Below are 14074 nucleotides of genomic sequence, written 5' to 3'. Positions count from 1 at the left end.
TTCAGACTGTTGCCTGATCTTCGCGCGCGTCATAGCTGCGCTGACAGTCCTGGATCACGTCAATGTTCTCGACGGTCCAGTCGAACAGGATCGAGAACGGTCCTTGCAGCGATCGGCCGAGCGGTGTCAGCGCATATTCGACGCCGAGCACGCGCCCGTCCAGAACCCTGCGCGTCACCATCCCGTTGCGTTCCAGTTTGCGCAGCGTCTGCGTCAACACGCGCTGGGTGACGCCATCGAGGCGGCGTTTGATCGCATTGAAGCGACGGGGCTTGCTGAGCACCGCCAGCACCATCATCGACCACTTGTCGGCTATCTGGTCGAGGATCACCCGGCTCGGGCAGTCGGCACGGTAAACCGGGTCATTTTCACTTGTTGGTTCATCCATCGGTATCCTCCGGCATCCCTGGGATGCTTCAGGTGCGTAATTGACGCTAAGTATCCGATGAATACTTTATGGTCAATGGTGCAAAACACCGGCACCAGAGTTTCCCGAAGAACAGAGACTTTACATATGACAGACACAGCTTTCAGCCGGCTTCGAATTTCCAAATCGGAAGGCATCGCGACGATTACCATCGACAATCCTCCGGTCAACGTTCTCGATGTCCCCTTGATGAGTGAGATACGCCGTTTTCTTCTCTCCGTTCGCGATGATCCCGACACGCGCGTGCTGGTTTTCCAGAGCGCGGACCCGGAATTCTTCATTGCTCATGTCGACATGACTTTGATCGACGAGCCGCATGCCTTCGATGAGATTGCCCGCGAGGCTCCGGAAGGCCTCAACCCGTTCCAGGCATTCGGTGAGCTGCTGCGGGAGCAGCCGCAGGTGACGATCGTCAAGCTCGCCGGGCTGGCGCGCGGCGGCGGCGCGGAGTTCGTCGCAGCGGCCGACATGGCGTTCGCAGCAGAGGGGCGGGCAGGGCTTGCCCAATGCGAGGCGTTGATGGGCATCACGCCCGGCGGCGGGGCCATGCAATATCTGTCCAGCCGGATGACACGCGGCCGGGCTCTCGAAGTGATCCTCGGCGCCGATCTTATCGATGCGGCGACGGCGGAACGCTATGGCTGGATCAACCGGGCGCTGCGGGCCTCGGAACTCGATAGCTTCGTCGACCGGTTGGCAGGCAACATCGCCGCTTTACCAGAAGGCGTCATCGCCGCCGCCAAAAAGGCGGTGCCACCCGCAGACTTGCGGGAGGGCTTTAGTCGCGAGCACGACGCCTGGGCGGGATTGTTCGCGCGCCCGGCGGCCGAAAAACTCATTCGAGGCGGGCTTAAGGCAGGAGCACAGACCAGGGACGGTGAGCGAAACCTCGAAGGTCTGCTCCGTGCGCTGCGGGTTTGACGCCAAGGCGTCGCCGGACGTTCCGCATCTTGCAACACAGTTCAGCAGGTCTTGAGACTAAGCGTCGTTAACGGAGAACATTAAGTTAGCGGGACAGGCGGTCGAGCGTCTTTCGCATCTTGTAAGAACCATCGCGGCCTGGGTCGACTACGTAGAAAAGGAAGAACACATGATTGATCTGAACGGGAAACGTGCATTGGTAACCGGAGGGTCGCGAGGCATCGGTGCCGCGATCGCATTGGCTCTCGCCGAGAACGGCGCTGACGTGGCGTTTACGTACCAGCGCTCGGCTGAAAAAGCTGCCACGGTGGCCAAGTCCATTGAAGATGCGGGGCGTCGCGCGGTTGTTATTCAAGCCGATAGTGCCAATCCTGAGGCGATCACGCGTGCAGCCAGCGATGCCATCACGGCACTTGGTGGTCTCGATATCCTCGTCAACAGCGCGGCGATCGGCCACTCCGGAATGATCGTTGACCTCGATGTAGCCGACTATCAAACCTTGATGGACGTCAACGTGCGAGCGCCAGTGCTGTTCGCGAAGGCTGTCATTCCGCATCTTTCCGCCGGCGGGCGTATCATCTCCATCGGATCGGGTCTCGGTGAGCGGGTTCCATTCCCGGGCGTAACGGCTTATGCGATGTCCAAGGCAGCGCTCACCTCTTTCACCCGCGGGCTGTCGCGCGAACTTGGTCCGAACGGCATTACCGTAAACCTGGTGCAGCCCGGATCGGTGAATACCGATGCAAATCCGGCGGACGGCGCGGCCGCCGACTTCCAGCGGAGCCTCACGTCGCTGGGGCGTTTCGGCGAGCCACGCGAAATCGCGAACGCTGTGGTCTTTCTCGCAAGTCCTGCTGCGAACCTGATTACGGGTGCCATTCTGACCGCCGATGGGGGCGCGATAGCCTGACTGCGCCCGGTCTTCCTTGGGCTAAGGGGGCGAACCCTCGCCTCCAACCTTGGATGATCGGAGCCTAAATTGCCGTCCGGAAAAAGCAAGCTAAGGTGCATGCTTCCGCATCAGATGACCGCGGATCATCGAACGGTGGTCATCGCGATACTTAACAGGTCGGCTGACCAGCCCGTAGAAGCGCCATGCCTCAAGGTGTACTGGACGGTTATGATGATCTCAGGCGCGGCGCTCAACGCATTGCCGATTTGCCTTTGGGTGATCCGGATGTTCTTTTGCTCAAATCCGCCAGCGGCATCTCGCAAAGGCGGGCGTTTGTCGCTGCGCTGCTGGCCACAGACATCGGTGATCGCCCGCATCTGTTGCGTGTCGAGACCCGTACCGGTCGCGGGGCGGCAAACCGACGAGCAAGGCCATCAAGGAGTTCGCTGAGCAGTGGGCGTTCGCCGAGCAATAGACCAAATTGAAAGTCCGTCAGCCGGATTGATACAAACAAGACGCTCAAGTCGTAAATGAACCCGCCTTCCAGGCGGGTTTGTGAAGCCAAGCTTGGTGTTACCTAAACATCTCGCCGGGGTGTCCATCCCTGTGGTGCCATTTCGAACTGTTCGAACAAGAAGCCCGGCGCGACGGTGCATCCGACTAGGGTCCAAGCCCCGAGGGGTTCCGCCGTCTGCCACCATCCCGCGGGAACGACGAGCTGCGGCCGTTCGCCGGCGGTAAGGTTAGCGCCGAGGCGATGAGGGATCATGTCGCGCCCATCGGGCGAAAGGGTGAGAGCCAGCGCATCACCGGCATGGAAATGCCAGATCTCCGTCGCGTCCTTGACGCGGTGCCAGTGCGAGCGCTGTCCGGCTTCGAGCAGGTAGTAGATTGCGGTAGAATAGCCACGAGGGGCCGCCGACTCGTCGCGGAAAGTCTCGGCGTACCAGCCGCCTTCCGGGTGCGGCTTGAGGCCGAGCGCCTCGATGATCTCGCGAGCGGATGGCGTTACATCCCTTGGAAGTTCAGTCATGACGAGGGCTCCGAAATCGATACCGGGACGGCTACCCTCGCAGACAGAATGTGCTCGAGATCTTTCAGCGCAGCTGCTGCGGTGGCGAGGGGCTCCTTGCCGGATCCGATCGCGATCGTATCGCCCATCGCGTCGGTGGTGATACGGATTGCCTTGTCCTTTCCCCGAACATTCGCAAGTGGGTCTGAAAGCGGATAGGTCCTGATTCCGACCGCGGCGCGGAATTTGCCGTCAATGCGCGTCAGGCTGCCGACGAGTTTCGGAACCACACCTTCCGCTCGCCACGCTTCGATACGATCTCCGGTGACCGACTGGATGCCTTCGACGGCAAGCTCGTCCATCGTTAGGTCGGCGCCGAGCCCAAAATTGGCGAGGATCAAGAGCTTGCAGGCGGTATCCCAGCCTTCGGTGTCGTTGCGCGGATCGGCTTCGGCGAAACCGCCTTTCTGCGCCTCCTGCAGGGCCGCATCGAAGCCGAGGCCTTTCGTCGTCATAGCGTCGAGCAGGAAATTGGTCGTGGCGTTCAGGATACCCTCGATTTCGAGCACTTCGCAGCCCTTCAGGCTGTAATCGACGAGATCGATCGTCGGCAGGGCGGCGGCTGCTGCGCCGCTGAACTTCAGCATCGCACCCGAGCCTGTTGCGAGCTCACGCAACTGTTTTCCGCTATGGACCAGCGCACCCTTCGATATTACGATCGTGTCGCGCCCGGCGGCGAGAGCCGAGCGGATATAGGCCAGTCCCGGGCCGCCGGTGCGGAAATCACTTGGTCCCGCCTCGATCAGAATGTCGGCGCCGCTTGCCGCCACGAAGTCCGGTCCAGAAAGCCCTGCCGCAAGCGTATCCAGCCGCTCAGCTTCCAGGCCGCCGGGGTCGGATAGACCGGATCGCGATCCGCAGACGGCGACCAGGCGAACATCGGCTCCGTAGACCTTCCGATAGCGCTCGCGCCGGGACAGAAGCAGCTTCGCCGTGGCACGTCCCACGCCTCCGAAACCTGCAATCGTGATGTTGAAAACCCGCATATAGTCTTCTTTCTTTTCTGGTTTGCCTATTTCTTTTCTGGTTTGCCTACGGCCTGTCGACGGACAGTCGCTAAAACGCCTCGACCTGGACGGGTTCCGGCGTTTGCGTTCGTGAAAGGCCAGATTGCTGGGGTTGCAATCTTACCTTGATGCAGGCTCGGGCCTACGGTCCGGCCCTTGGTGGCACCTGTCGGCTATCTGGAGAGCGCCTGTTCGATAACCGGCCTCGCTGACGATGATGGATTGTCGGCCAAGCGGTCAATCCGTCGTCGTAGCGTCGAGGCCGGTCCAGTGGGCGACGAACGCCCAAAGGTCGGCGATCTCGTCGATTGCCTTGTTGGTGGGTTTCCCGGCACCGTGGCCGGCCCGCTTGTCGACCCGCAGGATCCGCGGCTTGTCGCCGAGGCTCGCGGCCTGAAGTGCCGCAACATATTTGAAGCTGTGGGCCGGCACGACGCGGTCGTCGGTATCAGCCGTCGTGACCAGGATCGCCGGATAGGGTGTGTCCGAGCGGATCGTGTGATAGGGCGAATAGGACAGGAGGTTACGGAAGTCGGCTTCCTTCCGTGGATCGCCGTAGTCCCCGATCCAGAACTGTCCGCCTGTGAAACGGGCGAAGCGCAGCATGTCCATGACGCCGACACCTGGAAGGACCGCGGCGAAAAGGTCCGGTCGCTGGTTGGTCACGGCCGCGACCAATAGGCCGCCATTGGATTCGCCTTGGATTGCGAGGCCCTCGGCAGCGGCGATGCCTTTGCTCTTCAGATATTCGGCGGCGGCGATGAAGTCGTTGAAGACGTTCTGCTTGTTCGCGAGCCGCCCAGCGTCGTGCCATGCTTTGCCGTATTCCCCGCCGCCGCGCAGATTGGCGACGGCGTAGGCGCCGCCCGCTTCCACCCATGCGAGGACGGGCGGCGAATAATAAGGGATCATGCTGATGCCGTAGCCGCCATAACCGTAAAGGATCGTCGGTACCGGCGCCTGAACGTCTGCCCGGCGCACAACGAACATCGGAATGCGTGTGCCGTCTTTCGATTGATAGAAGTGCTGTTCGACGGTGATGCGGCCGAGATCGATCGCGACCTCCGGTTGGGCCCAGACTTCGAGCTGTCGGTTGGTGACATCGTAGCGGTAGATCGTCATTGGAGCGTCGTAACCGGTGAAGACGAAGAAGGCGTCGTCGTCGTCCGGACGTCCGTGAAAACCGCCCGCACTGCCAATGCCCGGAAGCTCGGCCGTCCCATCGGGCGTGCCGTCGGGCATATAACGGCGGATCTCGGTCTTGGCATGGACGAGATAGGTGACGAGAAGCCTCCCGCCGAGGAGGGATGCATCGTTCAGCGTGGCGTCGTTTCGCTCTTGGACGAGATCGACGATGCGCAGTTCGGCCTCAGCGAGGTCGAAAGTGACGATCCTGCCGCGCTCCGCCCCTTGGTCCGTCACCACGAAGAACCTGTTCCCCTGATTTCCGGCTACGAACCAGTTATGCCCCTGGGTCTCGATGACAGGGCGCGGCGTCCACGTCGGGTCGTGTAGGTCAATGATCGACAGTGTGTTGCTGCCCGCGCCGGGAGTCGAATAGATCACGACATAACGCCCGTCCGCTGTCACGCTGACCGTCTGTATGAGGAGCTGACCTTCCGCTGCCGCGTAAACGAGGCGGTCGTCAGCCTGCGCCGCGCCGAGTGTGTGGAAATAAATGGCGTGCCCGGTGACCGGCGCTTCGAATCCGTTCGCCGCAGGCGGCTCTGGAAAACGGGAGTAGAAGAACCCGGATCCGTCATGTGCCCAGGCGATGGCGGTGAAGCGCGCCCATGCGATTTCGTCGGCAAGGGTGTTTCCACTCTCTACATCGAGAACCCCGATCGTACGCCAGTCGGTGCCGCCCTCCTGGCGGGCAAAGGCAACATGACGTCCGTCTTCGCTGACGGCCCATTCTGCCAGGGCCGCCGCGCCGTCCTCGGCCCACGTGTTCGGATCCACGAGGACATGTTCCGGGCCGTCCGCCCCTTCGCGCATGACGAGAACCGCCTGGTCGTCGAGGCCGGGATTGCGGGTGAAGAAATAGCGGTCTCCACGCTTGATCGGGGCGGTCAGGCAGGCATGCTCGAAGAGCGCCGCCAGCCGCTGCCGGAAGGTTTTTCGGCCCGGCAGCCTGGCCAGATGTGTTCGCGCCAGCTCGTCTTGCGCCTGCACCCACTCCGCGACCTCGGGGTGACTGCGCGCATCGCCTTCCAGCCACCGGTAGGGATCGGCAATCGTTGTGCCAAAATGCTCTTCCGTCGTGTCGATGCGTCGGGTTTCGGGATAGATCATTTTTGGTTCCTTATGGAGCGAAGGGACTGGCCGACCAGTTTAGCGAGCGACCGGATCGCAGATCGGCAGGGTGCTTGCTGCGCGAATGGCAGCGGCCAACCGGTCGCAGACTTCATGGTGTTCGAAGTAGCGGCCATGGGTGAACGTGGCAGTGCATATGTCTTCATCGACAACGCGCACGGCGGCCATTGCGGCCGCAGCGCAGAGCTTGACGTCGAAATCCTCGGACGTGCGCCCGGCGCGCTCGGCAACGATCGCGACGAACTCGTCTTCTGCTTGCGCGCTCGCCATCAGATAGGCGGTGCGGATCGCCGGTTCGGTTTTCAGGCGGGAGATCAGCCGCGCCACGGCTACGCCGTCGCGGATTTCCTGCTCTGTCTTCAGCATCGAGCCCAGCGTATCGCGCAGGTAGACCTCGATCGAGAACTCGCGCGGCCAGGTGCGCAACAATTCGATGAAGCGCAGCCCCGTAACCATGAAGAGCGGCTCGATACAGGCTTCCTTCGATCGGAAATAGCGCCAGACCGTTCGCTTCGAGAGCCCCGATGCGGCGGCAATCGCGTCGCCACTCGTCTTCTCGACGCCGTATTTCCAGAACAACTCGGCCGCGTGACGTGCGACCTCAAGTCGCCCTTTCTCGATCTTTGCCAAACTCTGATATCCTTCTGTCACTTAGTGCCAACCCATTGTTTGGCACTAAGTGTCACTTTGGTCAAGGAGATGGACGAAGCCTTTTCGCCCGGCGCCTGCGCGAGCGGCTAGCCGAGGCCGCGCGTTAGAGCTGCCATGACATCCTTGATCGGCCTGCCGTTCCACGTTTTGCAACAACGTTTCGCATTCGGGGAGACTATGCTGCTCGCCGATGCAGTACTAACCTCCACGCCATGAAATTCTAATGAAGGCGGCCATTTCCCGGAGGGCACTTACAGCCGCAGCTATAACAGCGGTGGTATCTCGAACCAAATCCGGAGCGATAAAAATAAAACTCAGGAAATCACATGGTAGATATCGTCCATCGCCTTCATCATGTCGGTGTCGTCGTCAATGACCTGCGGGCTAGCCTTGACTGGTATCGTGATAAGCTTGGATTCGAGCACCAGTACAGTTTCATCGTGCCTGGCGCGCAGGTGGCCATGCTCGTCCGCGGCCAAGCTAGGCTCGAAATCTTTCAAGTCGAAGGTGCTACGCCGATGGCAAGCGAGCGCGAAGACATCGAAACACTCCTGAAACGCGGTGGCGTCAACCATTTCGCGCTCAATGTTGATGAACTGGAAGAGACCATAGCCGCGCTGGCGGCCAAGGGTGTTGAAATCGTTATACCGCCAACCTCCGTTCCCAACAATTCCGGCGATCGTTTCGCTTACATCCGGGACAATGAGAGGATGCTGGTCGAGTTGTTTCAACCGGCGTCCTGAGAATGGGTGCTGCGATATCGGCCCAAGAATGCCTATCCGGCTTTCCTCATCGTGCAGCACCGCGTCTTGCATATCAGACGACCGATCTATCGTCCCTCAGTGTTCGGCACGGCGAAAGGCGGCGTTGGTGCGTAGAGTTGTGCGTTCGCTACCATGAGTATTTCAATTCCGCTCGAACATAGTTGCTGTCACTGCCTCCGGCGTCGCGAAGCGCCGAGCCGACTTGATAATGGACGGCCTCCAGCGATCCCGTGAGAACGGGGGTGAAACGGTAGTCCGCCCTGACCTGCAAATAGGCTCCTGTCCATGCCGACCCCTGACCCGCCGTGCCGGACACGGGAATGCTTGGCAGGGTGTAGACGGCGTCATCAGTCGTTTGTCGCCAGAGCAGTCCGACCCCGGCCATCAAGGTCAGGTCTTCTGTCGGCTGAACGGTGACCGATGGTTTGATGTGGACGAGGTTGGCGTATCCGGTATGACCGCCGAGCGAGAAATAAAAGCCGTTCGGAAACAGCGGATTGAAAGTGCCGAGCGTGTCGTCGCCCGCATCACTGTCGCCCGACGCCACGTCGAACTGCAGACCAATCCGCGGCGACCAGGTAATATCCTCGAACGTGTATCCGGTCCTCGCGCCTACGGCCCAGGCTAGAATATCAGCCGAGCCGACCTTGCCGACCTGTCCCATCGCTTCCGCGTCCCAGTCGAAACCGGCATATTTGCCAGCCGTCCGGATATTGAGAATATGCCTGTCCTCCTCACCCGACGCGGTGAGAAAGGTGGCGTCCTTGCGCTGATAAAGTGCATAATACGCGGAGGCCTCGATATCCGGCGACAGCTGCCATTCCACACGAGCTCCGCTGAACATTGCATCGCCACTCGATCGATCATCGAAAGGGCGGTCATCGCGATACTGGACAGGTCTGCTGACAAGTCCATAGAAGCGCCATGCATCCGTCTCCCACCCGGCCCAGACCGCATCGAACGACTGACGGACATTCGGCCCATCGCGCGTCGAAACGAACCGTTCCAGGTCGAACGCAAAGTCCTGACGGCCAACCCTTGCCCTGAACGTTCCCGCGTCGGTCTCCTGCGTATAACCGATGAAGGCTTGACGAAGGTCAAATCGGTTCGCGTCATTGGGACCGACTACCGTCTTGTTGAACGCACGTACATCCTCGAACTGTGTGAATAATTGCCAGTTTTCATTCAGGTGAACATCGATATGGAACTGTGCGCGCTGCAACCAGTAGGAGTCCCCGGGATTCGCGCGCACGGTTCCGAATGCCGGCGCATCACTGACTTCGAAGATTTCGCGCAGATTGAGCCCGAGCGAGATGTAGCTGTCGGGATTGGAAGAAAACAAGGGAATGTATTTGAGGTTGTCCAGCGGCTCAGTCCGCAGTTTTGGATCTGCGAGAAGCGACCAGTCCTCTCGCGACCTGTCGGCTTTTATCGAAGGCCTTTGCTGCTTCAGGGCAGAAGCATCTGCCATGGCGGGCAGGTAGTCCCACTGAACAATGGCGAGGGCAGCAAGAGAAATCAACGGTAACCGCGCCCTGGATGCGGACCAAAGGCCAAGCGTTATTGAAAAACGCGAAATGGCGTATCTCTGTCGGTCAATCCTCTGCTCGCCTTTCGACCTTAGGCACATGGACACATCCTGTGTTGTTTTTCTTGAGTGGTCGCCGCCGTCCGTCGCTGGCACGGTATGCGATGGACGGAGAAACGAGTTGAAGCGGCTATGAAAGATTATAGAATCGATCCTATGTTCGCGGTTGGTGCGGTACGTTGCGAAGATGCCTTCCTGGAAGATTCACCGGCGCCGACGTTGTCATTCTCTTCTTCGCCTTGGTAGCCCCCGGTCGCGTGAAGCCGTGTCGCAAAATAAGGAACGCTTTGTGGAAATTGAGGATCTAAGGATATTCGTTGAAGTTGCCGATGCGGGCGGATTATCGTCGGCAGCGCTACGACTGGGCATCTCAAAGTCGATGGTCAGCCGGCGGATTAACAGGCTTGAGGCCGAACTCGGCGCACAGCTATTTGCAAGGACGACCCGTGGTATAGCGCTCACTGAAGCAGGAGCTACATTCCGCGATTACGCAGCCAGGACCTCCGCTGAATTGGACCTGGTTCGCGAAACGATCCTGCCCGCCGGTAAGCTTCGAGGCCGCATGCGCGTAGCTGCCCCATTATCATTTGGTCCGACCTGTTTTGCTCCCGTCCTTTCGCGGATGGCGAGCCAACACCCGCAGCTACAAATCCTCTCTTCCTTTACTGATCGCTTCGTGGATCTCGTGGGAGAAGGGTTTGATTGCGCAATCCGGCTGGGGCATCTGTCGGATTCGAACCTCGTCGCAAGACGGATCGGACCAATCTTTGGCAAGCTGGTTGCAAGTCCTGCTTATATCGAGGCTCACGGTGCTCCAGAGACGCCCGACGAGATTGTGAAGCATCAGACCGTTATGCGGGATGCCGAGAAATGGCAATTCATGGATGGAGACGAGATCGTCACAGTGCGGCCCCAGGGGCGCTTCATCGCTGATAACGCAATGTCACTGGTAGCGGCCGCTCTGGACGGTGTCGGGGTCGCCTATCTGCCAGAGCCGTTGGTCGCGGATCATATTCGTTCGGGCGCGCTGGTGCCAATCATGGCGCGTCATCCAATTCCGCCGGCCGGCATCTTCGTGGTGAGGCCGCCGGGCCAATATCCCTCTCGAAAAGTGCGAACCCTCACCGAGATGCTTATCGAACGATTTGGAACGACGTCCGTTAGCGAGGGGAAGTCGGCTGCCGACAAGGTATTCTAACGATCAGTGCAGGGTAGTGACATTCCCGGCATTGAAGCCATGAGGGCCGACTGAAGCGAAGACGACAAAACCGCTCCAGCAGAGATATACCATAGTGGTCCCGTATGGTGCGGAGATCTGCCGGAAACACGAGCGTTGAATCATGGCGTCGCTCGCACCACCGTCTGCCTCGGAAAGAGAATGCCTCCAGAAGATGTCTTCACTCCGCTGACAACGAGCGGAGCGTCATACCTCGCCGGGCACCGTATCCCGAGCCTCGTGTGCAGCCGTGAAGCTGATTCAGGCAGAAACGGGAGCAAGCAGCGAGCGACGATGGCGAGCCCATGGACCTGCTCCGCCAGTGTCGCACCAAGACGATCCGAAATCCTCTGCCGTTCCGTTTGGTTGAGCTCGCCCAGCAAGGCCTTGGCGTCAGACCAAGGCGCTTTCCGCGTAAACTCCCTGTTCGCGGACCCCAGATAGGAAAAGATTTCTGCCAAGCCGACGTGAAGTTCGTAGTTATCGAAGGCGTCCAGGATTTTTTCTGGAAGAGACGCTGCTTCGCGAACAAGGGCACTGTCGGGAACGGCTGGCGTTACACCGGAGAAGGACGAAGACAGTAACGTGATAACCCGATTGAGGAGATTTCCAAGCTGCCCGCCGAGTTCTCCGGACCACGCAGCGTCGAGCCGTTCCTCGGAAAAGTCTCCATCATCGGCCGAACGGATATGGCGGAGCAGGTAATAACGAAGTGCGTCCGGAGTCCGGTAGTTTTGAACGAGACCATCGGGATCGATGCCGTTGCCGGTCGATTTTCCGATCTTCCGCCCGTCGGCGGTCAGATAGCCATGAACGTAGATCGACGACGGCAGCGGTAGGCCAGCGGAAAGGAGTATCGCCGGCCAGTAGATCGCATGGAACTTGGATATTCCCTTTCCGACGAAGTGAATGCGCTCGCCCTGACGCGCCCAATAGTGGCTGAACAGCACCTCGTCGGAACCGTAGCCGAGCCCTGTCAGGTAGTTCGCCAAGGCATCGAACCAGACATAGATAACTTCATCACTGCCGGGCACGGGAACTCCCCAGCCGCGTGCCCGCTCGGCACTGCGCGACACACTGATGTCCTCGAGCCCGTGCCGGAGCAAGGCAAGTATCTCGTTTCGCCGGTGACCCGGCACGACCTGAAGCTCCTCCGTCTCGATCAGACGGAGGATACGGGAGCCATATCGGGAGAGGCGGAAGAACCAGTTTTCTTCCTTGATGACTTCAAGCGGGATACCGTGCTCCGGGCATCTGCCGTCATCAAGATCTGGTAGGTCGTAGAACTGCTCACAGCCCACGCAATAAAAGCCCTCATAGCTCTTTCGATAAAGATCGCCATTCTTCGCACATGCATTCCAGAGGGAATGAACACAGGCGGCATGTCCTGAATCAGCGGATGTGCGGACGAACGCATCGTTTGAGATGTGGAGGCGCTTGCCAAGCTCTTCGAAGCGGGCTGCATTTTCGCCGACGAAGTCGGCCACGGGACGTCCTGCCGTTTCCGCGGCTCGGACATTCTTCAAGCTATTATCATCCGTCCCGCATTGAAACCTGACGTCTTTGCCGAGAAGTCGGGAATGGCGAGCATAAGCGTCGGCCTGCACGAGTTCGAGCGCAAAACCCACATGTGGTGCGGCATTGACATATGGAATCGACGTTGTGATGTAAGTCGTCGTGTTGTTCATTGGGATATCCTTGTGGAGGTTGAGTATCCCTCAAAGCGGATCGACCAATGAAAAACCGCCTCAAGGGCGGTCTAGGGTGCATAAAAAGCGCACAAAATCCGCCACGCTAGGAGCGCAGCATCATCATCGTGGCGTTGGCAAAAAGTCTGTCCATATCCTCACTGCTATCATGCGTAGACGGCGGGAACAAGATAGCGACTGACAGATTTACCGGCGCCGAAGCGACAAATGGCGAGACGTTCTTCTTCGATCAGACCTGCCCGGCCGAGTTGGTGACCGGTCACGGCATCGACGTTCGACCCAGCACTTTATCGGCCTTGCCACTGTCAGGTGCCTGTATCGCGGCAACTTTCATCGCTGCTGCAGGACGGCTGACCAGATTATCCGTCTCGGTGCATTGGACCGAATGATCGCAGGGCGTGGTGTTTCCCGTTGCAAGCAGCCAGGCGGTACGCGTTCCACCTTTGGTGACGGAGTATTGCGAATAGCGGGACTACCCAATCTATGACGGCGACGATACCAACCGCGTTGAAAGGTTGATCGGCAAGATGAGGGGTATCTCGGGTTGCCGCCCCGAAGGCGAAAGACGAGGGAACGTGGCTGCGCGGCGGCACTCGGAAGGAAAGGGAACGCCAGAAGACTGTTCCCAAAGATGGAGTGAACAGCAGCAACGGGCAGTCGTTCGGCTCATCAACGACCGCGAGTTTATGCACACGGCAGAAGCTATCCGTCGCTTCTCAGCACTTCGCCAGAGTAGACGCTGTGGCAGCACAATTGAAGTACGCTAACAACATGTGAGGTGAACAATGACAGATATTGGACCTGATCTTACCCCGGCTGAACGCCAAATCGCTGTCGTCATCAGCCGTGCGGACAGGATGTTGGCTGCTGCCGTTTCGGCGGCTTTGGAAAAGGCGATCGAACAGGCTGCCCATGACCTGCGAGCAATCGGCCAGGAGGACGCCACGCCGGTTCTGCAATATTTTGCAAGCGTCGTTCATCAGCAAATGTATTGTTTGATGTGTGGTGCGAATCCGGACACTTTTCAAGGAGGCGATCCGGATATCGCCTACCACGTTATCCGCAACAGCCAGAATATTGCTAAACACTATTGGTCGGCAGACATCGAGCCTTATCCAGCCAAGTGAAAATAGTATTATTGTGCGCCGGCATTCGCGATCCAACGAGGCTTTGCAAATCGTCGACCCTCTCGCTCGCGTTCCTCATTGTAGGACACAGTTTCGCGCGCGGCGAGACTACAGTGACGCCCAATCGAACGTTAGAAGAGGGCTATATGCATGGGGTTTCTGCACTTCGCACGAACTACCGATGACCTCAGTAGAAAGATTGAAAATGGCGTTCCGCGATGATCTGAAGTCACTTCTTCGGCGAAGTCGGCGAGATCTTTCAATTATTACCTGGGGCTGCGTGACCGGAAATCAGTCTACGATCGGGGTGTTAGAAGCAAGCTGTTCCGCGCGATGGGGAGCGGAGGGGATGGCGATCAGGCGGCGACAGCAATCCGGGCGATA

The 14074-nt window shown here is 59.2% G+C and carries 14 protein-coding genes; 7 read left to right on the top strand and 7 right to left on the bottom strand.

Going from position 1 to position 14074, the window contains the following annotated elements:
- Position 1 precedes the first annotated feature (1 nt).
- Complete coding sequence (locus CES85_RS19995; RefSeq protein ID WP_095447478.1) at positions 2–388, bottom strand: winged helix-turn-helix transcriptional regulator; 387 nt, start codon at positions 386–388, stop codon at positions 2–4.
- 126 nt (positions 389–514) lie between these two features.
- Here CES85_RS19995 and CES85_RS19990 point away from each other — a divergent pair, with 126 nt between their 5' ends.
- From CES85_RS19990 to CES85_RS27210, 3 genes are all read left to right on the top strand, one after another.
- Entirely contained in the window at positions 515–1348 is an 834-nt protein-coding gene (locus CES85_RS19990) for an enoyl-CoA hydratase/isomerase family protein (protein ID WP_095447477.1), read from the top strand.
- A 169-nt stretch (positions 1349–1517) separates the two neighbouring features.
- Positions 1518–2258: an SDR family NAD(P)-dependent oxidoreductase gene (locus CES85_RS19985; RefSeq protein ID WP_095447476.1), complete on the top strand. Its 741-nt coding sequence runs from the start codon at positions 1518–1520 to the stop codon at positions 2256–2258.
- A 185-nt stretch (positions 2259–2443) separates the two neighbouring features.
- Complete coding sequence (locus CES85_RS27210) at positions 2444–2725, top strand: hypothetical protein (RefSeq protein ID WP_157743475.1); 282 nt, start codon at positions 2444–2446, stop codon at positions 2723–2725.
- 92 nt (positions 2726–2817) lie between these two features.
- On the opposite strand, the gene CES85_RS19975 is transcribed toward CES85_RS27210, so the two are convergent.
- The 4 genes from CES85_RS19975 to CES85_RS19960 form a co-directional block, all read right to left on the bottom strand.
- Complete coding sequence (locus tag CES85_RS19975) at positions 2818–3273, bottom strand: cupin domain-containing protein (RefSeq protein ID WP_095447474.1); 456 nt, start codon at positions 3271–3273, stop codon at positions 2818–2820.
- Positions 3270–4298, bottom strand: coding sequence for a homoserine dehydrogenase (locus CES85_RS19970; protein ID WP_095447473.1), 1029 nt, complete (start codon positions 4296–4298; stop codon positions 3270–3272). The genes CES85_RS19975 and CES85_RS19970 overlap by 4 nt, the downstream gene beginning before the upstream one ends.
- A gap of 258 nt (positions 4299–4556) precedes the next feature.
- Positions 4557–6614: a prolyl oligopeptidase family serine peptidase gene (locus tag CES85_RS19965; RefSeq protein WP_095447472.1), complete on the bottom strand. Its 2058-nt coding sequence runs from the start codon at positions 6612–6614 to the stop codon at positions 4557–4559.
- Positions 6615–6653: 39 nt separating this feature from the next.
- Positions 6654–7265 carry a TetR/AcrR family transcriptional regulator gene (locus CES85_RS19960; protein WP_157743474.1) on the bottom strand — a complete coding sequence of 204 codons (612 nt, stop codon included), beginning with the start codon at positions 7263–7265 and terminating at the stop codon, positions 6654–6656.
- A gap of 347 nt (positions 7266–7612) precedes the next feature.
- Here CES85_RS19960 and CES85_RS19955 point away from each other — a divergent pair, with 347 nt between their 5' ends.
- Positions 7613–8029 (top strand): VOC family protein, encoded by a 417-nt coding sequence (locus CES85_RS19955; protein ID WP_095447470.1) that lies wholly within the window; start codon positions 7613–7615, stop codon positions 8027–8029.
- Between the two features lie 148 nt (positions 8030–8177).
- On the opposite strand, the gene CES85_RS19950 is transcribed toward CES85_RS19955, so the two are convergent.
- Positions 8178–9680, bottom strand: a complete 1503-nt coding sequence (locus CES85_RS19950) for an alginate export family protein (protein WP_095447469.1) — start codon at positions 9678–9680, stop codon at positions 8178–8180.
- Positions 9681–9927: 247 nt separating this feature from the next.
- On the opposite strand from CES85_RS19950, the gene CES85_RS19945 reads away from it, so the two are divergent.
- Complete coding sequence (locus tag CES85_RS19945; protein WP_095447468.1) at positions 9928–10836, top strand: LysR family transcriptional regulator; 909 nt, start codon at positions 9928–9930, stop codon at positions 10834–10836.
- A 140-nt stretch (positions 10837–10976) separates the two neighbouring features.
- On the opposite strand, the gene metG is transcribed toward CES85_RS19945, so the two are convergent.
- Positions 10977–12542, bottom strand: coding sequence for a methionine--tRNA ligase (metG, locus tag CES85_RS19940; RefSeq protein WP_095447467.1), 1566 nt, complete (start codon positions 12540–12542; stop codon positions 10977–10979).
- Positions 12543–12670: 128 nt separating this feature from the next.
- Between metG and CES85_RS27205 the strand changes: the two genes are divergently transcribed.
- Positions 12671–12952 (top strand): hypothetical protein, encoded by a 282-nt coding sequence (locus CES85_RS27205; RefSeq protein WP_157743473.1) that lies wholly within the window; start codon positions 12671–12673, stop codon positions 12950–12952.
- A 396-nt stretch (positions 12953–13348) separates the two neighbouring features.
- Complete coding sequence (locus tag CES85_RS19935) at positions 13349–13690, top strand: hypothetical protein (RefSeq protein WP_095447466.1); 342 nt, start codon at positions 13349–13351, stop codon at positions 13688–13690.
- Positions 13691–14074 lie beyond the last annotated feature (384 nt).

The sequence above is a fragment of the Ochrobactrum quorumnocens genome, from assembly GCF_002278035.1.
In the GTDB taxonomy this organism is placed as follows: domain Bacteria; phylum Pseudomonadota; class Alphaproteobacteria; order Rhizobiales; family Rhizobiaceae; genus Brucella; species Brucella quorumnocens.
The sequence above is the reverse complement of the archived record's forward strand: the minus strand, read 5'-3'. Positions and strand labels throughout refer to the sequence as shown.